At 61.7% G+C, this 22,569-nt stretch carries 24 protein-coding genes; 19 read left to right on the top strand and 5 right to left on the bottom strand.

The genetic code is table 11. The features are described 5' to 3' along the window. Positions 1 to 45 precede the first annotated feature (45 nt). Entirely contained in the window at positions 46 to 741 is a 696-nt protein-coding gene (gene nucS, locus ABI796_RS12150; protein WP_141282559.1) for an endonuclease NucS, read from the bottom strand. A 57-nt stretch (positions 742 to 798) separates the two neighbouring features. On the opposite strand from nucS, the gene ABI796_RS12145 reads away from it, so the two are divergent. Both ABI796_RS12145 and ABI796_RS12140 read left to right on the top strand, forming a co-directional pair. Then, positions 799 to 1,143: an ATP/GTP-binding protein gene (locus tag ABI796_RS12145; protein WP_141282561.1), complete on the top strand. Its 345-nt coding sequence runs from the start codon at positions 799 to 801 to the stop codon at positions 1,141 to 1,143. A 19-nt stretch (positions 1,144 to 1,162) separates the two neighbouring features. Continuing rightward, the gene (locus ABI796_RS12140) at positions 1,163 to 1,957 is read left to right on the top strand and encodes an alpha/beta hydrolase (RefSeq protein ID WP_141282563.1); all 795 of its coding nucleotides are present in this window, start codon (positions 1,163 to 1,165) and stop codon (positions 1,955 to 1,957) included. A gap of 119 nt (positions 1,958 to 2,076) precedes the next feature. Here ABI796_RS12140 and ABI796_RS12135 read toward each other — a convergent pair whose 3' ends face one another. After that, on the bottom strand, positions 2,077 to 3,405 hold the full coding sequence (locus ABI796_RS12135) for an AI-2E family transporter (RefSeq protein WP_141282565.1): 1,329 nt from the start codon (positions 3,403 to 3,405) through the stop codon (positions 2,077 to 2,079). A gap of 202 nt (positions 3,406 to 3,607) precedes the next feature. Here ABI796_RS12135 and ABI796_RS12130 point away from each other — a divergent pair, with 202 nt between their 5' ends. From ABI796_RS12130 to ABI796_RS12095, 8 genes are all read left to right on the top strand, one after another. Further along, a complete protein-coding gene (locus tag ABI796_RS12130) occupies positions 3,608 to 5,407 on the top strand; it encodes a hypothetical protein (protein WP_141282567.1) in 1,800 nt (599 codons plus the stop codon). Positions 5,408 to 5,445: 38 nt separating this feature from the next. Next, positions 5,446 to 6,444 carry a tetratricopeptide repeat protein gene (locus tag ABI796_RS12125; RefSeq protein ID WP_141282569.1) on the top strand — a complete coding sequence of 333 codons (999 nt, stop codon included), beginning with the start codon at positions 5,446 to 5,448 and terminating at the stop codon, positions 6,442 to 6,444. Next, a complete protein-coding gene (locus tag ABI796_RS12120; protein ID WP_141282571.1) occupies positions 6,444 to 7,544 on the top strand; it encodes an NADH:flavin oxidoreductase/NADH oxidase in 1,101 nt (366 codons plus the stop codon). Before ABI796_RS12125 ends, ABI796_RS12120 begins: the two co-directional genes overlap by 1 nt. A gap of 40 nt (positions 7,545 to 7,584) precedes the next feature. Continuing rightward, positions 7,585 to 8,466, top strand: coding sequence for an ABC transporter ATP-binding protein (locus ABI796_RS12115; RefSeq protein WP_141282573.1), 882 nt, complete (start codon positions 7,585 to 7,587; stop codon positions 8,464 to 8,466). Beyond that, positions 8,448 to 10,019: a transporter gene (locus ABI796_RS12110; RefSeq protein ID WP_141282575.1), complete on the top strand. Its 1,572-nt coding sequence runs from the start codon at positions 8,448 to 8,450 to the stop codon at positions 10,017 to 10,019. Before ABI796_RS12115 ends, ABI796_RS12110 begins: the two co-directional genes overlap by 19 nt. 106 nt (positions 10,020 to 10,125) lie before the next feature. Further along, a complete protein-coding gene (gene nagB, locus ABI796_RS12105) occupies positions 10,126 to 10,908 on the top strand; it encodes a glucosamine-6-phosphate deaminase (RefSeq protein WP_141282577.1) in 783 nt (260 codons plus the stop codon). 8 nt (positions 10,909 to 10,916) lie between these two features. Next, on the top strand, positions 10,917 to 11,255 hold the full coding sequence (locus ABI796_RS12100) for a DUF3039 domain-containing protein (protein WP_141282720.1): 339 nt from the start codon (positions 10,917 to 10,919) through the stop codon (positions 11,253 to 11,255). 112 nt (positions 11,256 to 11,367) lie between these two features. Then, complete coding sequence (locus ABI796_RS12095) at positions 11,368 to 13,143, top strand: DEAD/DEAH box helicase (protein WP_141282579.1); 1,776 nt, start codon at positions 11,368 to 11,370, stop codon at positions 13,141 to 13,143. 77 nt (positions 13,144 to 13,220) lie between these two features. On the opposite strand, the gene ABI796_RS12090 is transcribed toward ABI796_RS12095, so the two are convergent. Together ABI796_RS12090 and ABI796_RS12085 are read right to left on the bottom strand one after the other, a co-directional pair. After that, complete coding sequence (locus ABI796_RS12090; protein ID WP_141282581.1) at positions 13,221 to 13,847, bottom strand: isochorismatase family protein; 627 nt, start codon at positions 13,845 to 13,847, stop codon at positions 13,221 to 13,223. Continuing rightward, positions 13,847 to 15,175 (bottom strand): nicotinate phosphoribosyltransferase, encoded by a 1,329-nt coding sequence (locus tag ABI796_RS12085; RefSeq protein ID WP_141282583.1) that lies wholly within the window; start codon positions 15,173 to 15,175, stop codon positions 13,847 to 13,849. The genes ABI796_RS12090 and ABI796_RS12085 overlap by 1 nt, the downstream gene beginning before the upstream one ends. A gap of 37 nt (positions 15,176 to 15,212) precedes the next feature. Between ABI796_RS12085 and clpS the strand changes: the two genes are divergently transcribed. The 6 genes from clpS to rdgB all read left to right on the top strand — a co-directional run bounded on the left by clpS (position 15,213) and on the right by rdgB (position 19,554). Next, positions 15,213 to 15,575, top strand: coding sequence for an ATP-dependent Clp protease adapter ClpS (gene clpS, locus ABI796_RS12080; RefSeq protein WP_141282585.1), 363 nt, complete (start codon positions 15,213 to 15,215; stop codon positions 15,573 to 15,575). Further along, entirely contained in the window at positions 15,568 to 16,134 is a 567-nt protein-coding gene (locus ABI796_RS12075; RefSeq protein ID WP_141282587.1) for a DUF2017 domain-containing protein, read from the top strand. Before clpS ends, ABI796_RS12075 begins: the two co-directional genes overlap by 8 nt. Before the next feature lie 85 nt (positions 16,135 to 16,219). Next, positions 16,220 to 17,278, top strand: coding sequence for a glutamate racemase (gene murI, locus ABI796_RS12070; protein WP_141282589.1), 1,059 nt, complete (start codon positions 16,220 to 16,222; stop codon positions 17,276 to 17,278). Beyond that, positions 17,275 to 18,072 (top strand): MBL fold metallo-hydrolase, encoded by a 798-nt coding sequence (locus tag ABI796_RS12065; protein WP_141282591.1) that lies wholly within the window; start codon positions 17,275 to 17,277, stop codon positions 18,070 to 18,072. Before murI ends, ABI796_RS12065 begins: the two co-directional genes overlap by 4 nt. A 64-nt stretch (positions 18,073 to 18,136) precedes the next feature. Further along, positions 18,137 to 18,895 carry a ribonuclease PH gene (rph, locus tag ABI796_RS12060; RefSeq protein ID WP_011775233.1) on the top strand — a complete coding sequence of 253 codons (759 nt, stop codon included), beginning with the start codon at positions 18,137 to 18,139 and terminating at the stop codon, positions 18,893 to 18,895. Continuing rightward, complete coding sequence (gene rdgB, locus ABI796_RS12055) at positions 18,892 to 19,554, top strand: RdgB/HAM1 family non-canonical purine NTP pyrophosphatase (protein WP_141282593.1); 663 nt, start codon at positions 18,892 to 18,894, stop codon at positions 19,552 to 19,554. The genes rph and rdgB overlap by 4 nt, the downstream gene beginning before the upstream one ends. 74 nt (positions 19,555 to 19,628) lie before the next feature. Here the strand turns inward: rdgB and ABI796_RS12050 are convergent, their stop codons facing one another. Further along, positions 19,629 to 20,390, bottom strand: a complete 762-nt coding sequence (locus ABI796_RS12050; RefSeq protein ID WP_174754492.1) for a DedA family protein — start codon at positions 20,388 to 20,390, stop codon at positions 19,629 to 19,631. 130 nt (positions 20,391 to 20,520) lie between these two features. Here ABI796_RS12050 and ABI796_RS12045 point away from each other — a divergent pair, with 130 nt between their 5' ends. The 3 genes from ABI796_RS12045 to ABI796_RS12035 are packed head-to-tail and all read left to right on the top strand — an operon-like array spanning position 20,521 to position 22,534. Continuing rightward, the gene (locus ABI796_RS12045; protein WP_218028003.1) at positions 20,521 to 20,922 is read left to right on the top strand and encodes a GntR family transcriptional regulator; all 402 of its coding nucleotides are present in this window, start codon (positions 20,521 to 20,523) and stop codon (positions 20,920 to 20,922) included. Further along, positions 20,919 to 21,851, top strand: a complete 933-nt coding sequence (locus ABI796_RS12040; RefSeq protein WP_141282599.1) for an ABC transporter ATP-binding protein — start codon at positions 20,919 to 20,921, stop codon at positions 21,849 to 21,851. Before ABI796_RS12045 ends, ABI796_RS12040 begins: the two co-directional genes overlap by 4 nt. After that, positions 21,848 to 22,534: a hypothetical protein gene (locus ABI796_RS12035; RefSeq protein ID WP_141282600.1), complete on the top strand. Its 687-nt coding sequence runs from the start codon at positions 21,848 to 21,850 to the stop codon at positions 22,532 to 22,534. Before ABI796_RS12040 ends, ABI796_RS12035 begins: the two co-directional genes overlap by 4 nt. Positions 22,535 to 22,569 lie beyond the last annotated feature (35 nt).

Raw genomic sequence — 22,569 nt, 5'->3', positions numbered from 1 at the left:
GGTTTTGATTCTAGGCCTGCGGCACACTGTGCCGAAGGAGGAAACTTAGAAGAGCCTTGACTCGCTGTCATCCACGCCGCGCATGGCGTCATAATCAAGCGTGACGCAGTCGATTCCGCGGTCGTTGGCAAGGACCTTCGCCTGGGGCTTGATCTGCTGCGCGGCGAAAATTCCCCGCACCGGTGCCAGCAGGGGATCGCGGTTGAGGAGTTCGAGGTACCGCGTGAGCTGTTCGACGCCGTCAATGTCCCCACGGCGTTTGAGTTCGATCGCAACGGTTGCGCCGTCTGCATCCCTGGCCAGGATGTCCACGGGGCCTATCGCGGTGAAGTACTCCCGGCGTATCAGGGAATAGCCCGAGCCGAGCAGCTCGATTTGTTCGGCCAGCAACCTTTGGAGATCGGCTTCCACGCCGTCCTTGATCAGGCCGGGGTCGACGCCGAGCTCATGGGAGGTGTCGTGTAGTTGCTCGTAGATGTTGATGATGAGGCGGTCATCGGTTTTGGCCGATTGGACGGTCCACTGTTCCACCACGCCTTCCTCTACCTCGGTCTCCTCAGGCGAAGTCACCCGAAGAGTGGCCGGTGGGCTCATCCAGTTCAGGGGCTTGTAGGAGCCGCCGTCGGAGTGAACCAACACGGAGCCATCCGCTTTGACCAGCAGCAGGCGGGTAGCGAGGGGCAAATGGGCCTTGAGGCGGCCAACGTAATCAACAGAACAACGGGCTATGACGAGTCGCACCCGCCCCACATTACCGTCTCACCATCTACATCAGGATGACTGGGGCAGAATGGAAGCATGCCCCGCTCCAACCGCCCTCGTCGCAACGCGTCCAGCACACGCTCCGGCAACGCCGGCGGCAAGTGGACTGAACCGACGCCGGAGCTGGACCTTGAGCGGGCACGCGGCGGAATCGCCAGGCGGGAAAGCGCGCCGGATGGAGACTGGATAGTGCGCACCATGACGGCCAAGAAGGCAGAAAAGCAGTACATCTGCCCCGGTTGTTCCACTGCGATCGTCCCGGGCATCGCGCATTTGGTGGTGTGGTCTGACAGCCACTTGTTCGGACAGGCCGCAGGATTGGCCGAACGCAGGCACTGGCACACCAACTGCTGGACGGGCAGGACGTACCGCTACCGCTGATTCCCTTAGGCTTGGTTGCATGAGTTTTGACCCCGCATCGTTTGTTTTCACCCCGCAGGACTCGCCCTCGGAAATCCGCGCCTCAACGGTCCTCCCCGCCGCGCGCGAGAATGTGGAGTTCACCACAGAGGACGGCAAAGTTTTGCTGGGCGAACTCGCGCTCCCGGAATCGGGGGAAGTCACTGCCACGTTGATCACCTTGCACCCCTTGCCCACGCACGGTGGCTTCATGGATTCCCACGTGTACCGCAAGGCCTCTTACAGGTTGCCGGCGTTGGCCGGCGTCGCAGTCCTGCGCTTCAATACCCGCGGGACGGCATCGCCGCGCGGCACCAGTGATGGTGAGTTCGAAGAAGGTATTGGTGAGCGCTACGACGTGGAGGCAGCTGTCCGTTTTGCGGTGGAGCGCGGGCTTCCCAACCGCTGGTTGGTGGGCTGGTCCTTCGGCACCGAGCTCGCCCTCATGTACGGGGCCACGGAGCCGGTGGCGGCGCAGATCGAAGGCGCCGTGCTGCTTTCGCCGCCATTGCACCGGGCTACGGACGTGCACCTCAAGGAGTGGGCGGCGTCCGGAAAACCACTGACTGTCCTGGTGCCCGAGCACGATGACTACTTGCAGCCTGCTGAAGCAGCCCGGCGGTTCAGCGTTGTTCCGCAGGCCCGGGTTGTAGGCGTCGACGGTGCCAAACACCTGTGGGTGGGGGAGAAGTACGCCGCGCGCGTCCTGGATGAGATCGTCGACGACGTCACTGCGGCGGGTGCCGGAGCGGACGGCCTGCCTCGGCAGTGGGCGGGGCGGGTAGCAACAAGCTAGCCGGGTAGCAACAAGCTAGCCGGGTAGCAACCATGTAGCCCGGTAACAAGTTTTTGTACAGATAATGCCCCTAAACGGGATGCTTAGGGGCATTACCTGTACAAAAACCGAGGGAGGGCTCAGTGCCGGTCTTGCCGGACGATGAAGACTTCCTTGATCAGCAGCATGATGGCGGCGGCGGTGGGGATGGCGATCAGCGCGCCAAGCACCCCGAGAAGGCTGCCACCGGCAATGACTGAGATCACTGCCACTGCGCCCGGTACGGCCACTGCCCGTTGCATGATGCGCGGTGAGATGAAGTACGCCTCGAACTGCAGGTAGGCGAAGTACGCGATCGCATAAATGACGGCTGTCTGCCAGCCTGCGGTGAGTGCAACAAGGATTACCACTACAGCGGCGATCATGCCGCCTACCAACGGAATAAACGCCAGCAGTGCAACGACGAACGCAAGCAGGACGCTGAACGGGATGCCCAGGATGGTCATCAGGATGAAGGCGAAGATGGCGTTCAGGAGCGCAACGCAGACCTGGCCGATGACGTAGTTGCCCACGGAGTCGGTGATCGCTTCGGAGAGGGCCTCAACGCGGGGGCGCCGTGAGCGCGGGGCCAGGCGGTAGGCCCACTTCTTCATGGACGGCAGGGCGGCCAGGAAGTAGAGGCTCAGGACCAGCACAATCAAGGAGCCGAAGAGTCCGTTGGCAACGGTGGAGCCGAAACCGACCACGCCGCCAAAGATGCCACCCATCGCTTCAGGGTCCTTGACGAATTTGTCCAACTCAGTAGTAATACGGTCCCGTACACCGAATTGGCTGTCTGCGTTGCGGAAGAAGTCGGAGTCGAGGAAGTTGCGGATCCATTCGGGAGCTTGGCGGACGATCTCCGAGACCTGTTCCACGATGGTGGGAATGAGTGTGGCAAAGAAGCCTGCTACTGCGAGCACCAGCGCCGAGACAGAGATAAGGATGCCGGCCGGGCGGGGGACCTTGCGGCCCTCCAGCCAGCGGACCACCGGGTCAAGTCCCAGGGCGATGAACAGCGCCGCCACGATCCACAGAATCAGCTGCGTGGTGTTGCTGGCCACATAAAACACCGCCAAGGCAATACCGACGCCGGCAGTACCCATGAATCCCACGTAGACAGGATGTTGGGAGGACATTCGTGGTCCCGGAGCGCCGAAGCCGTGGTCGTCCTCGGGCCGGAAGCCGTCCCTGCCGTCATCGGATTCCGTTTCCGGAGGCATCTCAAAGCGCACCCGGTTCCTTGCCCCGGGGATGGGCTGCCGTAGCCTGCGGCTGATGGCTGCCAGGCGTCCGGTCCGTACGGGAACCGTCGCAGCGGTGCCGTCGGAAGCAGTGCTGCCATCTGAAGCGGCAGCGCCCTCGGCAGGGGAACCCGCCGCACCTGACCCGGGCTCATTGACGGGACGGGGCTCCATGTGGTCTTTCACGCGGTTTAGTTGCCTTTTCAGTGGTGGTACAGGGTGGACTTAGGCGTTGTTAGGCCCGGATATCATGATCATCGCCACACTATCAGGAGCCCGGAATGACGCCCGAGCGGCGCGTTGGCGGGCTTTTCCGGATGTTGGGGAGATCACCTTGATCTGACTCTCTGATAACAAAACGGTTACCCTTGAAGTTCAACGACCGCTGATGATAGGTGATCCTGTGCGTTTGAAGACTGCAGCCTTGCTGGTGCTGCTGGGCCTGCTGACGATGCTGGCCGGTATTGGCCAGCTGACTTTTTGGGCCCCCGCTGAGACCGTGACGGCTTCGGTTCCCAGCGATACCAAAGCTGCCCCGCTGACCGTGATCGACCAAAAGTTGATCGCCCTCCATGACGGGCCGGTGAAAATCAAGATCCAGGGTGAAGGTAACTTCATTGTTGCCACCGGACGCCCGGACGACGTCGAAGCGTGGGTAGGCAAGACGGCCCACAACACGCTCACCGGTGTCTCCGCTGACCAGAAGTCGCTGGAAGTTTCTTCCGCAGACGGGGAGGCCACTGCGCCCTCGCCGGCTGGATCCGATTTGTGGGTCAGCACTGAAGATGCCAGCGGAGATCTGGATTACACCTGGAACCCTCCCGCTGATGGTGAGTGGTCTCTCCTGGTAGCCGGCGACGGTACCCAGCCTGCGCCGTCGGCGATTTCCATGACGTTCCCCAACAACGCCACCACTCCCTGGGCGGTGCCGCTGATTGTTCTGGGCATCATCATCATTCTGGTCGGTGCGGCTCTGCCGTTCGTCGCCAAGGCTTTGGCTAACCGACGCAAGGACGACGACGACGATCACCCGGGCGACGGTGGAGAAACCACTACGCTGCCGATCCAGTCCGAAAACCCCCTCTTGCCCGGGGCCAAGTCTTCCGGGACGACCTCACCTGTTGGTGACGAGGGTCGCCGGCGTGGCGCGGGATCCGAAGGCCCGGCACTCCGGGTCACAGCTTTGGCTGCCACGCTTGCGGCCGTGATGGTGGGAGGCACAGCAATCGCCGCCCACGCCACCACCGCAACACCGGAGGCCACACCCACATCCTCTTCTGCAGATGCTGCAGAAGGCGGAACGCCGGTCATGCTGGAATCCCAACTGCAAAGGATCCTTGAGCAGGTAGCGAGCACTGTTGATGCAGCCGATGCCGCCAAGGACGCGGCTAAGCTTGCTCCGCGCGTGGACAAGATGGAACTTCAGATCCGGACGCAGAACTACAAAATCCGGTCTACTGTGTCCGCTTACGAGCCACGTATGCCGGTCCGGGCCACCAAGCTTCAGAGCAGCGTGATCAGCACCAAGCGTGATTGGCCCCGGACCGTCTTCGCCCTCACCCAGGGTGAAGGGAACGTGGTGCCGCAGGTTCTGACCCTCGTCCAGCTCTCCCCGCGTGAAAACTACAAGTTGTGGGGCAGCGCACCGCTTCAGCCCGGCACCAACTTCCCGTCCTTCCCCGTTCCGCGGAAGGGTACTGAGCCCGTACCGGCCAGTGACAGCACGGGACTGGCCTACAGCGGCAACCAGGCTTTGGAGATCCTCAGCGAAATGCTCACCAACCCTGAGTCTCCCAACCGCAGCAAGCTGGCCGACGGGCAGTCTTCCCCCTACATTGCCGGGGCACTGGCCTACCAGGCGGACACCGTGAAGAACGGAACCAGCGCCAACTTCAAGTTCACGCACACGCCGGTCACCAACCAGACGGTGGTCCTGCGAACTGCTGACGGCGGTGCCGTGGTTGTAGGGCGCCTGGACTTCGCGTTCGAAGGAACGCCAAAGGCTGCAGGTGACAAGCTTCTCCTTGAGGACGATTCCGCAGTCTTTGCCGGTGGCAAGGAAACCACTACGGGCATGGTTCTGAACTTCGCCGAATCCGTGGCCGTGTACATTCCCCCGGCAGGTTCTGCAGATCCCATGAATCTCGTGGCAGCTACCCGCGGGCTGGTTGGAGCCAGCTTCAAGTAGGACAGACCCATGGCAGGGCAGCGGCTAGAGTGGACGGTATGAGTTCGCCCGGATACCGACCCACTCCAGCCGCTGCCAGCCAGCTCAATCTTCGTGGTGCCGTTGACTTGTCGTCGCTGCGCCGCCCGGCCACCCCGTCGGCAACCGCCCCGTCTGCTCCTGCGGATGGCGGATCGCCTGCCGATGGCTCCCCAGGGGGCGAAGCCGGCAAAGCGCCGCTTCGGGTAGATGCAACCGAATCAAATTTCCAGGATCTGGTGCAATTATCTGCGCAGATCCCTGTGCTCTTCCTGCTGTGGTCCCGCTACGCTGCGGAGTCACCCGCCGTTCTTGACGCCGCCGAGAGGGTAGTTCAGAGCTACGGTGGCCGTCTGGTACTTGCAGCAGCTGATGTTGACGCTTTCCCCCAGCTGGCGCAGGCCTTCCAGGTTCAGGCTGTTCCCACAGCAGTTGCCGTAGTCAAGGGTCAGCCCGTCCCCCTTTTCCAAGGACCGGCAGATGATGAACAAATCCGAAACCTTGTGGAGGAACTCCTCAAGGTTGCTGCAGCCAATGGGGTCACCGGCAGCATAGGTGACGCCCCTGCGGAAGGGGAGGACGCGGAACCTGCACCACTTCCTCCGTTGCACCAGGCAGCCGTCGATGCCATTGAGGCCGGCGACTACGCCGGGGCAATTGCGGCCTACAAGCAGGCTCTTCTCGAGCAGCCGGCAGATGCTGATGCAAAAGCCGGTCTGGCACAGGTGGAACTGATGGCCCGGTTGGACAAGCTCTCAGCCGCCGAGGCCGAGAGCCTCCGGGACCTCGCCGCGAAGGAACCGGACAACGTCCAGGCCCAATTGACTGTTGCCGATCTCGACGTCTCCGGCGGCCACATCGATGACGCCTTCAAACGCATCATCACCTTCATCGGCCGCAATTTCGGTCCTGAGCGTGAGACCGCCCGCGTACGCCTCCTTGAGCTGTTTGAGGTTGTAGGTACCCAGGACGAGCGTGTAGCCAAGGCGCGCCAAGGGCTGGCGAGGGTCCTCTTCTAGTGCCATCCGCGCTGTTCACCCCGCTTCAGCTGCGTTCTCTCACGGTTGCACACCGTGGCTGGGTCTCGCCGATGTGTCAGTACAGTTGTGGGCCGGAATCAGGAGAAGGCGTCCCTAACGACTGGCACCTGATGCACTTGGGCTCCTTTGCCGCCGGCGGAGCCGCGTTGATCCTTACAGAGGCAGCTGCGGTGAACGCGTCAGGCAGGATCAGCCCGCTGGACGCGGGCTTCTATTCCGATGATCAGGCTGCCGCATGGGAACGGATTGTGGCCTTCGTCCACCGGCATGGTGCCGTTGATGCCAAGATCGGTGTCCAACTGGCCCATGCCGGGCGCAAGGGATCCACCTACTGGCCGTTTTCGGATCGTTCAGGCTCTGTTCCCGAAAACGACGGCGGCTGGGTCACCGTGGGGCCAGGCAGCGAATCTTTCGACGGCTACGCTTCGCCGAGAGTGATGAGCGAAGAGGATATCCAGGATGTGGTGGCCGACTTTGCCTCCGCAGCCAAACGTGCGGTGGATGCGGGCTTTGACACCGTGGAGATTCATGGAGCCCACGGGTATCTCCTGCACCAATTCCAAAGCCCGCTCATCAACACGCGGACGGACGCCTGGGGTGGCAGCGAGGAAGGTCGCAACCGGCTGATGCTCGCGGTAGTGGATGCTGTCAGGGAAGCCATTCCCGACTCCATGCCGCTGCTGCTCCGTATTTCGGCCTCGGATTGGGCTGATGGTGGAGTTGACGTGGACGCATCCGTGCGCCTGGCCCGAGCCGCTGCCGAACGTGGTGTTGACCTGGTGGATGTCTCCAGCGGCGGCGCAGTTGCCCATCAACAGATCAGGGCGGTGCCCGGGTATCAGGCCGGGTTCGCCCAGCAGGTAAAGAACGACGCCGGAGTTCTCACTGGTGCGGTGGGGCTGCTGACGAGCCCAACACAGGCGGAGGACATTGTGGCCAACGGCCGGGCAGATGCGGTTTTCATGGCCCGTGCAGCTCTCCGTGATCCGCATTGGTGGCTCAGGGCTGCCTACGAACTTGGTCATGACATTCCTTGGGTTCCGCAGTACCAGCGAGCCGTTCCCCGCCACGGCTTCTAGTACCTCCGCAGCTTTGTGTTGGCAAGGTTAGGCTGGGTTCATGACGGAACCACGCCATGAACCCACGTCCACGTCCGAGCCGCCACAAGCTGCCGAGCCGCAAGCCCCCACCCTCCCACAGGCCGCCGCTCCGCCGTCGCCCCCGGAGGCCTCCGGCGGGGCAATGCCACTGGCTGCACTGTCCATTCGCGGCCTTGCCAAGAGATTCGGCGAGAAAATTGCCGTTGATGGCGTAAGCCTGGAAGTACCGGCAGGATCCTTCTATGGGATGGTCGGTCCCAACGGAGCAGGCAAGACCACAACGCTTTCCATGGCTACCGGTCTTCTTCGTCCGGACTTTGGCACAGCGTTGATCCATGGGGTGGACGTTTGGGCACGGCCGCTGGAAGCCAAGAAGCTTATGGGCGTCTTGCCTGATGGCGTACGCCTGTTTGATCGCTTGACCGGCGAGCAATTGGTCACTTATTCCGGACTGCTCCGCGGCATGGACCGCGAAGTGGTGGGCTCGCGCGTGCCCGAATTGCTCGCTGCCCTTGATCTCCAGGCGGATGCCGGCACGTTGGTTGTTGACTACTCGGCCGGCATGACCAAGAAAATTGCACTGGCCTCCGCGCTGATTCACGCACCACGCCTGCTTGTCCTCGACGAGCCCTTTGAATCGGTTGACCCGGTATCGGCCGCCAACATCAGGGGCATCCTTGAGGGATACGTGGCCTCCGGCGGTACGGTCATTGTTTCAAGCCACGTCATGGATCTTGTGCAGCGCATGTGCAGCCACGTAGCTGTGGTGGCTGGTGGTCGTGTTTTGGCGGCGGGCTCCGTGGACGAAGTCCGCGATGGTTCCACCTTGGAGGAACGCTTTGTTCAGATGGTGGGCGGCGGACACCGGACGGAGGGCCTGGAATGGTTGCGCACCTTCTAAGGCTCAAGTGGCGCCTGCTTCTCAACGGGTTCAAGCGAAGCCCGTGGCAGCTGGTGGGCATGGCCTTGGGCCTTCTTTATGCTTTGGGAATGCTGGTCCTCCTGATTGGAGGCCTCATAGCGCTGCGGTGGGCTGATCCGGAGATCGCCCACACTGTAGTGGTATTGGGTGGAGCGGCCGCTGTCCTGGGGTGGGCCATCATTCCGCTCGTGGCATCTGCGGCGGACATGACGTTGGACCCTGCCCGTTTCACTACGTTCGCCATACCGCCGAGGCAGCTCCTGGCGGGACTTGCCTTGTCCGGTTTCATCGGCATTCCGGGTATGGCCACTTTGCTCACAGCGTTGGGAACGGTTGGCACTTGGTGGCGTAGTTTTCCGGCAGTGGCCGGCGCCTTGCTGGGAGCCGTTTTGGGCGCAGTCACCTGCATAGTGCTCTCCAAGGTGGTCACGACTGCGACGGCTGGCCTTGCATCCTCGAGGCGCTTCAAGGATGTCAGCAGCATTATCGTCTTCATTCCGCTGATGCTGTTGGGGCCCATCATGGTGGGCATCGTGGACGGTGTCCGGGGCAGCGCCGACTACCTACCCGTGCTGGCCCGCACTGTGTCCTGGACGCCGCTGGGTGCAGCGTGGTCTCTGGGTGGCGATCTTGAGTCCGGCAACGTGGTCGCCGCCGGGCTTAAGTTCCTGATCTCCGCAGCAACCATTGTTGGTCTGCTCCTGTGCTGGCATGTGCTGTTGCAGCGGGCGCTGGTGACGCCGCCGTATTCCGGAGGCTCGGCAAAGAAGGGTGGAAAGCTTGGCTTGTTCGGCCTTCTTCCGGGGTCACCGGCGGGTGCAGTTGCTGCCCGCGCCTTGATCTATTGGTTGAAGGATCCGCGCTATGCGGCATCCTTGGTGATTGTTCCGCTGTTTCCTGTCCTCTTTTTCTTCAGCGGTTCGCAAAGCGGAAGTTACGGCCTGCTGATGATCCTGGGGCCGTTGACCGCGTTCGTGATGGCGTGGTCCATCTGCGCAGATGTCTCATATGACAACACAGCTTTTGCTCTCCATCTCGCGGCCGGGGTCCGGGGCGTTGATGACCGGCTTGGCCGGGCCATGGCGTGTTTGGCAATTTCCCTCCCTGTGGTGCTGGTCTTTACCGTGGGACCGCTTTTTGTGACAGGGGAGTGGCAATGGCTTCCCAACCTTCTGGGTTTGTCACTGGGCACTCTCTTTACCGGCCTTGGGCTCTCCTCGGTTATTTCCGCCCGCTACAACATCGCTGTACCTTTGCCCGGAGACAGCCCGTTCAAGAAGCCGCCAGGAAATGTGGCGCAGACTTTGGCAGTCCAGGCCGTTGGCATGGGGCTTCTGGCACTCCTGCTCGTTCCGGAGCTTGCCTTGGTGGCCTTTCAGGCATTCAGCGGAGGTCCGGAAGCCGGATGGATCAATCTGGCTGTGGGCCCTGTGCTGGGCATCATCCTCTTCGTGGTGGGTGTGCGTCTCGGTGGTAAATGGTTGGACGCGCGGGGCCCGGAGATGTTTGCCCAACTTAGCGTGAACCGGTAACGACGTAACAACCGTGTCTCCTAGGTGGGACATGGGATAACCTCTCTGTCAGATAGCTCGAAGCCCATAACCGGACTCGACGCCCATAACTAGAAAGGCCGTGACGATGGAAGTTGTCATTCTCCCTGGCACCAAGCAGATCGGTGCTCTTGCAGCAGACGCCATCGAATCGTTGGTTCGCCGTAAGCCCAATGCGGTGCTGGGCCTGGCAACGGGCTCGTCCCCCTTGCCTATTTACGACGAACTGGCCAGCCGCTACGAGGCCGGGGGATTGGACTTCAGCCAGGCGCACGGTTTTGCCTTGGATGAATACGTGGGGCTCGAAGCAGGGCATCCCGAGTCCTACCGCGAGGTGATCCGGCGCGAGTTCACCAACCGGGTGAACATCAAGCCGGATAACGTCCATGGACCCGACGGTGCAGCCGAGGACCTGGAGGCCGCATGCCAGGCTTATGAGGACGCCATCAAAGCTGTGGGCGGAGTGGACCTCCAGATCCTCGGGGTGGGGACAGACGGGCACATTGGCTTTAACGAACCAGGGTCTTCTCTGGCATCCCGTACGCGCATCAAAACATTGATCGAGCAGACGCGAAAGGACAACGCGAGGTTCTTCGACAGCATCGACGACGTTCCCCACCATGTGGTCACGCAGGGGCTGGGGACCATCATGGACGCCCGGCATGTGGTGTTGGTCGCAACAGGTGCGCAGAAGGCTCAGGCCGTTCGGGATTTTGTGGAGGGGCCGGTAGCTGCCATTTGTGCCGCGTCCATCCTTCAGATGCACCCGCACGCCACGATTTTGGTCGATGAGGCTGCTGCGTCTTCGCTGAAACTGGCCGATTATTATCGGCACACCTATGACAACAAGCCGGAGTGGCAGGGGCTGTAGACGGTAAGATGTTTGGCATGACTACGCTTCCTCCGGATCCATTCGAAAACGACCCCATGCGAGAGCTTTCCGGAGCCGGAACGTCCACTGCCACCATTGAGCGCGAGGAAACGCGCCAGGAAGTGGAGCCCGGCGACCGCGAGCGGTTTTCGCACTACGTCCGCAAGGAAAAGATCATGGAGTCGGCTCTGACCGGCGAGCCCGTCATTGCCCTCTGCGGCAAAGTCTGGACGCCGGGGCGCGATCCCAAGAAGTTCCCGGTCTGCCCGGAGTGCAAGGAGATCTATGAAGGCCTCCGCCCCGGCAATGACGGTGGAAACAACGGCGGCCCGGGCAACTCCAAGTAGTGGGTGGGAAGAGAACACCGGCCCCATCTGACCATTTTCGTCCCACGGCTGCCTTTGGCGTGCCCGGGCTTTTTGAGATGATCGTCGCTGCCGTCAGGCCGGGGGAGTCAGCATGACAGAAACACTTTTTGGTGGGCCGTCCCTGCCTCCGGCATACCCGGAGCGTGCCGCGTGGGGCACAGCGCCCAAGCTTCGTGCATGGCAGCAGGAGGCGCTTGACCTCTACATGACACGCAATCCCAAGGATTTCCTTGCGGTGGCAACGCCCGGCGCGGGTAAGACCACGTTCGCGCTGCGCATTGCCACCACCTTGCTGGACAGCGGAGTGGTCAACAGGATCACCATTGTTGCCCCTACCGACCACCTGAAACGGCAGTGGGCGGACGCCGCGGCTAAGGTGGGGATCGCCATTGATCCGAACTTCAAGAACTCTGATGGCCAACATGGCCGCGGTTTTGTGGGCGTTGCAGTCACCTATGCGCAGGTTGCCAGCAAGCCCATGTTGCATCGGGCGAAGACTGAAGCGGCCCGCACATTGGTGATCCTGGATGAGATCCACCACGGCGGCGAAGCTTTGTCCTGGGGAGACGGCCTCCGTGAGGCCTTTGACCCTGCCGCGCGGCGCCTGTCCTTGACCGGTACCCCGTTCCGTTCGGACACCTCGCCGATTCCCTTTGTGGAGTACGCCGAGGACCGCGATGGCATCCGCCGTTCCAAGGCGGACTACACCTACGGATACGGCAACGCATTGCGGGACCATGTGGTGCGCCCCGTGTTGTTCATGGCTTACTCGGGCCAGATGCGCTGGCGGACCAGTGCCGGTGATGAGATGGCGGCGTCCTTGGGCGAAGCCGCTGTCACCAAGGACATCACCTCACAGGCGTGGCGGACGGCCTTGAATCCGACCGGAGAGTGGATCCCTGCCGTCCTTGCCGCTGCGGACAAACGTCTGGGCGAGGTCAGGCGGACCGTGCCGGATGCCGGCGGGCTGGTCATTGCCACCGATCATGATGACGCGCGTGCCTATGCCGGTCAGCTGAAGAAGATTACGGGCCAGTCGCCCACGGTGATCCTTTCTGATGATTCCAAGGCTTCGAGCAAAATCGAGGAGTTTTCCGCAGGGGACCAGCGCTGGATGGTAGCTGTCCGCATGGTGTCCGAAGGCGTGGACGTTCCACGGCTGTCTGTGGGTGTCTACGCAACCTCGACGTCAACGCCGTTGTTCTTCGCCCAGGCTGTTGGCCGCTTCGTGCGTGCCCGCAAAAGGGGCGAGACGGCGTCGGTGTTCCTGCCATCAGTACCTCCGCTGATGATTCTCGCCAACACCATGGAAGCGGAGCGCGACCACGCCCTGGACCGGCCGGAAAAGGATGAAGACGGGCTCTTCAATCCTGAAGAGAATCTCATGGCAGAGGCCAACCGTGAGGACAAAGCCTCGGACGAGCTCACCAAGGGCAAGTTCGAAGCCTTGGATTCCCAGGCCTCCTTTGACCGCGTGCTTTTCGACGGCGGCGAGTTCGGCACCGGGGCAGACATCGGTTCCGACGAAGAGCTGGACTTCCTTGGAATTCCGGGTCTTCTGGACGCAGAACAAGTAGGTACGCTGTTGCGTCAGCGCCAGCACGAACAGCAGTCGCGGAAGAAACGCCAGTCGCCTCTGGCAGCTGCTGCATCTCCGGCGGTTCCCGACCACCGCATGCTGATGGACCTGCGCAACGAACTGGCAAAGAACGTGGCCGCCTGGTCAGCCCGCACCGGAACCCCTCACGGAGTGGTTCATACCAAACTGCGTGAAGTGTGCGGCGGCCCTGCGGTGGCCCAAGCGAACGAGGAACAGTTGCAGGCCCGGTTGCGCAAGCTGCAGGACTGGTTCATCGGCCGGAAGTAGCTGGTTCAAGAGTCAGCAGAAAAGCGCAAGGGCGCCGCGGTTGCGGCGCCCTTGCGGTGTCTCCAGCCTCTTTGGTCTCAGTCGCGTTCAACCTCGACGCCGGCCGCTTCCATCTCGTCATAGGTATCGCTGAGGTCTTCGGCGATTCCGGCGGTGAGTTCGGCAATCACAGTGGTGCTGTAACCGGCTTGGACTGCGTCCAGGGCAGTGGCCTTGACGCAGTAGTCCGTTGCCAGTCCAACCACTACAACTTCCTCGACGTCGTGGCTTTGCAGCCAATCGTCGAGCCCTATTGCGTCTTCATCGAGGACCTCGGCAGGAGCCGTGCCGGCTTTGAGGTCCCCGGTGGGGACGTCGTCTTCGGGAGCCAAAACACCCTCAAAGCCGGAGTAGGCCGCGGTGTACTGCCCTTTCCGGAAGTAAGCGTGGATGTATTCGGGGTCCAGGTCCTCGTGGAGTTCGGCTCCTTTGCTTCTTGCCCTGCAGTGCGGTGGCCAGGAATCCACCATGTCCGGGTTATCCGAGAAGTGCTCGCCTGGTTCGATGTGCCAATCCTGGGTGGCCACTATGTGATCGAAGTGTTGCTGGTTGGCATCCACATACTCGGTGATGGCACTTGCCACGGCGGCTCCGCCTCTTACAGCGAGCGTTCCGCCTTCGCAAAAGTCATTTTGGACATCGACGATGATCAGGGCCCTGGACATCAGTTCTCCTCGTAGACAGTGGGGATGGCGGCCTCGCCCCGCTGGAGGCGGTTCACGACGGCGGGCAGCTCAGCCATGGTGGCTGCGTGCCGTTCACGGGCGCGGATGACACCTTCGGGTCCGGTCCAGCCGGGCAGTACCTCGCCGTTTTTGACGAATTGATGAAGCAGCTCGCGGTCGTTGCCGTCATCTTCGGGGCGGTGGCCGATCCCTACGACTTCCTGGGTGGCCCGGCCGCGCTCATTGAGTTTACGCAGGGCGTATTTGCGTCCGCCGACGCTTGCTTTGTTCTTGGCCGCTTTGGCCACCGAAATGAATTCTCCGGAATCGTTGGTGCGGCTGACCAGCTTGTAGACCATGCTGGCCGTCGGGGCGCCGGATCCGGTGACCAGCGAGGTGCCAACGCCGTAGGAGTCCACGGGAGCTGACTGCAGGGCCGCGATGGCGAATTCGTCCAGGTCCGAGGTAACCACGATGCGGGTGTTGACGTTGCCGAGGTCATCGAGCATCTGGCGGACCCACTGCGCCTGGGCAATGAGGTCCCCGGAGTCCAGCCTGACAGCTCCCAGCTTGTCCCCGGCCAGCTCGACGGCGGTACGCACCGCGGTTTCGACGTCGTAAGTGTCCACCAGGAGTGAGGTGCCCGGTCCGAAGGCCGCAATCTGTGCTTCGAAGGCTTCCCGCTCGGTGTCGTGAAGCAGCGTGAATGAGTGTGCGGCTGTGCCCACTGTTTTGATTCCGTAGCGGCGGCCGGCTTCCAGATTGGAGGTGCTGGCGAAGCCGGCAATCACAGCGGCGCGGGCTGCCGCCGTCGCGGATTCCTCCTGGGTGCGCCGGGAGCCCATCTCTATGCAGGGACGCGATCCGGCCGCCGAGGTCATCCGGGAAGCAGCCGAAGCTATGGCGCTGTCGTGATTCAGGACCGAGAGGACGAAGGTTTCCAGGATGCAAGCTTCGGCGAACGTTGATTCGACAATGAGGATGGGGGAGTTGGGGAAGTAGGCGTCGCCTTCGGCGTAACCCCAGATGTCGCCGCTGAATTTGTAGTCGGCCAGATAGTCCAGGGTTTCCTGGTTGACCACCTTGTTTTGCTCAAGGAAGGCAAGCTCGTCCTCGCCGAAGCGGAAATCGGCTATGCCCTCCAACAGGCGTCCCGTGCCGCCTACCACGCCATAGCGGCGGCCGTCCGGCAAGCGCCGGGCGAATGCTTCGAACACCGAGCGCCGGTGCGCGGCGCCCGAGTGCAAGGCGGCCTGAAGCATGGTCAGTTCGTAGTGGTCTGTGTACAAGGAAGTTGCGGGGTGGTCCCACGACGAGGCTCTACTCACGAATTCACTCTAGTGCGAGCCGCCATAGAATGGACAGATGAGCCCTAGCGTTGCGTATGGCACGGACATCGATGAACGGACCAAAGCTGAAGAGCGGTCCGCCACTGATGTCCTGACAGCCCCTGATATCCCGTGGAACCTTGTGATCTGGAATGATCCCGTGAATCTGATGAGCTACGTGAGCTATGTGTTCCAGAGTTACTTTGGCTACTCGGAGTCCAAGGCCCACAAGCTCATGATGGAGGTCCATAAGAAGGGCCGGTCCATTGTTGCCCACGGCAGCAAGGAACAGGTGGAGCAGCATGCCGTAGCCATGCATGGATTTGGCCTGTGGGCCACTGTTGAGAAGGCCGCCAGCGGCAACGAAACACCGGGAAAGGGTGGCCGCCAGCGTGGCTAAGGCATTCAAGTACGGCCTCAAGGGCATCAGCGGTTACCTGGAGCCCGCCGAGCGCGACCTCCTGCGCGGATTATTGGACGATGTCATCTCCATGCTGGATTCTGACGCCCGGGAGAACGAAGACCCTCTTGCCGCGCTGATCGGCCTGGATATGGACGTCAAGCAGCCAAGTGACCGCGCCTTGTTGCGGCTGTTGCCTAACGTCATGAAGGACGACGACGGCGGCTCGCTGGAGTTCCGCCAGCTCACCGAACGCTCTGTCCGGGAGAACAAAATCGGCGCCTTGCGTGCGGCCGCTTTGGGCTTGGATAAGAACGAGCTCGTTCTGACTCCCGAGGATGCCACGCGGTGGTCGATGGCCTTGAACGATGTCCGGCTGGTGTTGGCCGAGCGCCTGGATATCCGCGATGAAGCCGATGCCGAGCACATCCACAGCATGCAGGATTGGAGCCAGGCCGAAGACGTGGAGAGCTACCTTGCCCTCGTCTATAACTTCACCACCTGGCTTCAGGAGTCTTTGGTGCAGGCGATGATGGCCGCAAGGCAGGCAAAATCCTGATCCTGGTGGCGGGTTGCCGCTCCTGCCCTCAACGCAGATCCGGATGTCTTGTGACACATCAGACACGAGGCGGAGAGCACAGTTAATGGCCGCACACCGCGGGAAGCCTTATTCTCGAATAATTATGACAACAGATTCGGGTTCGCCACTTGGCTCGTTGGGCAGTGACGCCCCCATCGGCACGGGGGAACTCATAGGGACACGTCCAATCGGCATTTTTGATTCAGGCGTTGGTGGGCTGACGGTGGCGCGGTCCATCATCGATCAGCTCCCCAATGAGTCAATCCTCTACGTCGGCGATACCGCACATGGTCCGTATGGGCCGTTGCCCATTGCCGAGGTTCGTGCCAATGCCCTGGGCGTCATGGATGAACTGGTGGATTCAGGGGTGAAGCTGCTGACCATTGCGTGCAATTCAGCCTCTGCTGCGGTGCTCCGCGATGCCCGGGAACGCTACACTGCCCGGTATGGCATCCCGGTGATCGAAGTCATCCAGCCAGCGGTGCGGCGCGCAGTCTCAGCTACCCGTTCGGGCAGGATCGGCGTGATCGGAACGTCGGCCACGGTGGGTTCCAGGGCCTATGAGGACACGTTCGCTGCCGCCCCGGACCTTTCCATAACCTCTGTGGCCTGCCCGGCGTTCGTGGAATTTGTCGAAGCCGGAATCACCACAGGCCCCGATCTCCTGGCTGCCGCCAATGAGTACCTGGAGCCCCTCAAGGTGGCCGGAGTGGACACCGTCGTGCTGGGCTGCACCCACTATCCGCTGCTGACCGGTGTCATCTCGTTCGTTATGGGCGAGGATGTCACGCTGGTTTCCAGTGCTGAAGAAACCGCCAAGGATGTTTACCGCGCTTTGGCCAACCATGGCATCCAGCGAACGGAAGCCCGGGCACCAAGCCACGAGTTCATAGCTACCGGCGATGCCACGCAGTTTGAGACCCTGGCCCGCCGCTTCCTGGGGCCGGAAGTCCTTTCCGTGAAGCATGTGGACCACGTCGCTGCCCAGTACCCCACAGGCAGCTTGGCCCGTATTACTCCCGAGATGCTCGAAGCGGCACGTTCAGGAGCCGGACTGTCCCGCCGCTCGTATTTTGTCCAGCCCGACACCCTCAGCGGCACAACCATGGGACGTGATCTGTGAAGCTGACCATCGTGGGCTGCACAGGCTCCTTTCCCGGCCCCGGTTCGCCGGCCTCGTGCTATCTGGTGACAGCGCACGACGGTGAGCGGGAGTGGAAAATCGTCATGGACCTGGGCAGCGGAGCCTTGGGTGCCATCCAGCGGTATACGGACCTGGAAGACATCGACGCCATTTTCCTCACCCACCTGCACCCGGATCACTGCATGGACCTTTGCGGCCTGCACGTCGCGGTGCGGTGGAAGCCGGGTGGATGGGGCAGGGACCGCCTGCCGGTTTGGGGTCCCGCGGCTACAGCGGACAGGATGGCCACAGCCTATGGGCTGGATCTGGATCCCGGTATGCACGAGGAATTCGACTTCACCAACTGGACCGAGCTCAAGCCGGTGGCTGTGGGCCCCTTCACGGTGACCCCGTTCGCCGTCAATCACCCCGTCGAAGAGGCCTATGCCCTGCGTGTCACCGCCACGGAACCCGGTAAGGACGGCGTTCCCGTTACCAAAATCCTCACCTATTCGGGGGATACCGATTCCTGTCAGGGACTCGAAGATGCCGCGAGGGGCTCGGACTTGTTCCTGTGCGAGGCGGCATTTGAAGAAGGCCGGGATGATGGCATCAAGGACGTGCATCTCACCGGTAAGCGCGCTGGGGAGGCTGCCATGAATGCCGGCGCCAAGCGGCTCCTCCTGACACATATCCCTGTATGGACCTCGCAGACCAAAGTGTTGTCCGAGGCCAAGCCGGTCTTCACCGGTGACGTAGCCGTTGCTGTCGCCGGAGTCCACTACACGATCTAGGCTTACGGGCGTCTTGGGGCACGTGGCGTCGGAGTGGTGCCGCAGGCTTGGCTAAGCTGGAACCATGACTTCTGAAGCTACAGCCACACCCGTTATCCGCGCCGACGGCCGGACCCCGGACCAACTGCGCCCCATCAGCATCACCCGCGGCTGGTCCAAGCAGGCCGAAGGCTCGGCGCTGATCGAGTTCGGCAACACCCGGGTTCTGTGCACGGCTTCATTGACCGAGGGCGTGCCCCGCTGGCTAAAGGGCGAGGGCCGGGGTTGGGTCACGGCCGAGTACGCCATGCTTCCGCGCGCCACCAACACCCGCTCGGACCGTGAGTCCGTCAAGGGCAAGATCGGTGGCCGTACCCACGAGATCTCGCGCCTCATTGGCCGCTCGCTGCGTTCCATCATTGACACCAAGGCGTTGGGCGAAAACACCATCGTTCTGGACTGCGATGTCCTGCAGGCCGACGGCGGCACCCGCACCGCTGCGATCACCGGCGCCTACGTGGCGCTTGCCGAAGCGATCCGCTTTGCCCGTGAGAACAAGCTCATTGCCCGCAACGCAGAGCCTTTGGTGGACACCATCGCAGCGGTCTCCGTTGGCATCATCGATGGCGTACCCATGCTGGACCTGCCGTATGTGGAAGACGTTCGTGCGGAGACGGACATGAACGTGGTGGTCACCGGTTCGGGCAAGTTCGTCGAGGTACAGGGAACAGCTGAAGGTGCCCCGTTTGATCGCGACGAACTCAATGCCCTGCTTGATCTGGCCCTCCTGGGCACTACACAGTTGTCCGCCATCCAGCGCGAGACGCTGGCGGAAGCCCCGTGAGCGGCACGCCGGCGTCAGAATCCCCTCGCCTCGTCCTGGCTACCCACAACAAAGGCAAGCTGAAGGAACTCCGGGAGCTGCTTCGCGGCCAGGTTCCAGGGCTCGACGTCGACACCCAGGTGGTGGACGCTGCCGCGGCAGGTGCCCCGGATGTTGCCGAGACCGGTGTGACCTTTGCGGAGAACTCCCTGCTCAAAGCCCGCGCAGTAGCAGAGGCAACAGGCCTCATAGCGATTGCTGATGATTCAGGTCTTGCCGTTGATGTCCTCGGCGGAGCTCCCGGGATCTTCTCTGCCCGATGGTCAGGCACTCATGGAGACGACGCTGCCAACTTGAGGCTTTTGCTGGCACAGCTCTCTGACGTCCCGGACTCCTTCCGGGGGGCTGCCTTCGTTTGCGCGGCTGCTCTTGCAGTTCCGGGTCCTGATGGTATTGCCCACGAGACTGTGGAGTATGGCCAGCTTGAGGGGACGCTCCTTCGGGAGCCCCGCGGGGAAGGTGGCTTCGGGTACGATCCCGTGCTGCAGCCGGCCGGGATGGACCGCAGCTGTGCCGAGCTTGGTGCCGAGGAGAAGAACGCCATCAGCCACCGGGGTCAGGCTTTCCGTGCTCTGCTGCCTGCGATTGTGAAGGCTTTGTCCGAGGCTGGCGCCGCCTAGCGCTTTGCCAGGGCACAAAAAAGGCACCCCGCCGCTGCGGGGTGCCTTTTTGCTGCCCTTGGTGTTGGGGGCGCCTAGTGCTCGCTGTGCTTGCCGCCTTCGTGCTCCTCGATGAACTCCTCCACAGGATCGGTTCCTTCAGCTGCCGCCCTGCGCTTTGCCATGAATCCACGCCCGATCTCGATGAAGATGGGGATGACGGAGATCAGGACAATGACAATGAAGATGATGTCGATGTTGTTGCCCACCCACTCGAACTGACCAAGCCACGCTCCGAGCAGGGTTACACCGCCACCCCAGAGGACTGCGCCGATGACGTTGAAGAGGAAGAACTTGCGCTTGTCCATTTGTGCCACGCCCACGATCACAGGCACGAAAGTGCGGATGATGGGAACGAATCGCGCCAGGATCAGGGCCTTGCCGCCGTGTTTTTCGAAGAAAGCGTGGGCGCTCTCCACATTTTCCTTCTTGAACAGCCGGGAGTCCGGCTTATTGAAGATCGCAGGACCGGCTTTGGATCCAATGAGATAGCCGGTTTGGTTGCCGATGATGGCAGCGACGATGATCATGGCGCACATGGCCCACAGGTTGAATTCGATGGCGCCGGTGGAGACCAGGAGTCCTGCTGTGAACAGCATGGAGTCACCGGGCAGGAAGAACCCCACAAGGAGCCCTGTTTCTGCGAACACAATGGCGCAGACCAGGAGGACCACCCAGGGGCCCAACGGTGAATCGCGGAGGAAGACGTCGGGGTTCAGCCAGTCCGGAAGGAATGAAGCCATAGGCGGCGAAACCGGGCCCGCGCCCCCGATTGTGGATACGGCAAGGTCGCTTATCGCAGAAAAGATCACCCATCAAGCCTACTTGACGGTGGTCATGGAGTTTTTCGGGGGAGCCTCTTGACTCTCATTTCCCCGGTTGTATGGTTAGTTACATGAGTAATGAACCAGTTAGGCGGTGGTGCTCATGATTGATGACAGCAAACCGATCTTCGTGCAGATCGCAGAGCTCATTGAAAACGGAATCGTGGACGGGACCATGGCTGAAGAGTCACAGGTTCCCTCCACCAACGACTTCGCAGCTTTCCACCGCATCAATCCGGCGACTGCCGCCAAGGGCGTCAATCTGCTGGTGGATTCAGGAATTCTCTATAAACGCAGGGGGATAGGGATGTTCGTTGCCACAGGAGCGCGGGCACAGTTGGTTGCACGCCGGACCGAAGAGTTTTTTGAGCAGTACGTCAAGCCGCTGGCCTTGGAAGCCCGAAAACTGGGCATAACAACCGAGCAGCTGAATTCCATGATTGAACGCAGCTCCGGGCTTGAGCCGGACAATGCGACAGATAAGGAAAGGAGCGCGGCCCTGTGAACGAGACCGTCGTCGAGGCCCGTAACCTGATCAAGCATTACAAAGACCTCAATGCTTTGGACAACGTCAACCTCAAGCTCACAGCGAACCGTATCTACGGGCTGCTGGGACGCAATGGAGCTGGCAAGACCACGTTGATGTCCATTCTCACCGCCCAGGCCTTCGCCACCTCCGGCGAAGCCCTCGTCTTCGGCGCAAGTGCCTACGAGAACGAGGCCGTGCTCTCCCGGATCTGCTTCATCCGTGAATCGCAGAAGTACCCGGATGATTTCCAACCGCACCATGCCTTCCGCTCCGCCGCCCTTTTCTACAAAAACTGGGATCAGGGCTTCGCCGAGCGCCTCGCCGAAGAATTCCAGTTGCCCCTCAAGCGCCGGATCAAGAAGCTCTCGCGTGGTCAGCTGTCCGCCGTCGGAGTGATTATTGGCTTGGCCTCGCGTGCAGAGCTGACATTCTTCGACGAGCCGTACCTGGGGCTGGACGCCGTAGCCCGCCAGCTGTTCTATGACCGCTTGGTGGAGGATTACGCGCAGCACCCCCGCACCATCATCCTTTCCTCGCACCTGATCGATGAGGTTGCCAATCTCCTTGAACACGTGGTGGTGATCGACCACGGGAAGATCATCATGGATGCCGATGCCGAGGAGATCCGTGGTTCGGCTGTCACGGTTTCAGGTTCGGCTGAAAAGGTGGACACTTTCCTGGCCGGCCGCAGGATACTGCACCGCGAGACGCTGGGCTCCCTGGCCTCTGTGACCGTGGACGAGGTGCTCAGCGGCCGCGAACGCACCGAAGCCCGGGAGCTGGGCCTGGAACTATCCCCGGTTTCCCTGCAGCAATTGGTGGTTCGCAAGACCATGGCCGGGGCAGGCGCAACAGAAACAGCCCGTGAAGAATTCGCCGATCACACGATGGAGGCAAGGCGATGAGCAGGACCATGGCAGTTGCCCGGATGCAGCTGATCAACAAGTGGACGTATATAGGGTGGCCGTTGACCATCCTGGGGGCGGCCTTCCTGATGTCGCTGGCAATCTTCGCCCTCATTCCCGTCTCAGAAGCCAAAAATGGTGGCGGCAGCCAGGCGCCGCTCTGGTACTTCCTGGTTCTTGGAATCCAGAGCATGACCCTGGTCTTCCCGTTCTCCCAAGGGCTGAGCATCAGCCGGCGGGCATTCTACCTGGGGACCCTGGGCCTCTTCTCGTTGATCGCCCTGGGGATGACCGTGCTCTACATGGCCGGGGGCGTCCTTGAAAGGGCAAGCAACGGCTGGGGTGTGAACGGCTACTTCTTCAATATCCCGTGGGTTACCGATGGCCCCTGGTACTCCACAGCCGCTTTCTTCTTCGTAGTCATGATGTTCATGTTCATCATCGGTTTTTGGTTCGCAACCATTTTCAAACGCTGGGGCACTACAGGCACCCTGGTCTCTACCTTGGGAACAGCCGTAGCCTTGATCGGCCTTGCCGCCCTTATCACCTTGTTTGAAGGATGGGGACACGTTGGCAACTGGTTCGCCCAGCAGACCCCGCTCACCATCAGCGGGTGGGCCGCGCTCCTGTGCTGCGTGCTCGCAGCAGGTTCCTACGCAACCCTGCGCAAAGCCACACCATAGGCCACCACATGTCGCGTTGGCCACAATGCAGGCTG

This window comes from Paenarthrobacter aurescens, assembly GCF_041549525.1.
GTDB classification, from domain to species: domain Bacteria; phylum Actinomycetota; class Actinomycetes; order Actinomycetales; family Micrococcaceae; genus Arthrobacter; species Arthrobacter aurescens.
This window is presented reverse-complemented; position numbering and strand designations above follow the sequence as displayed.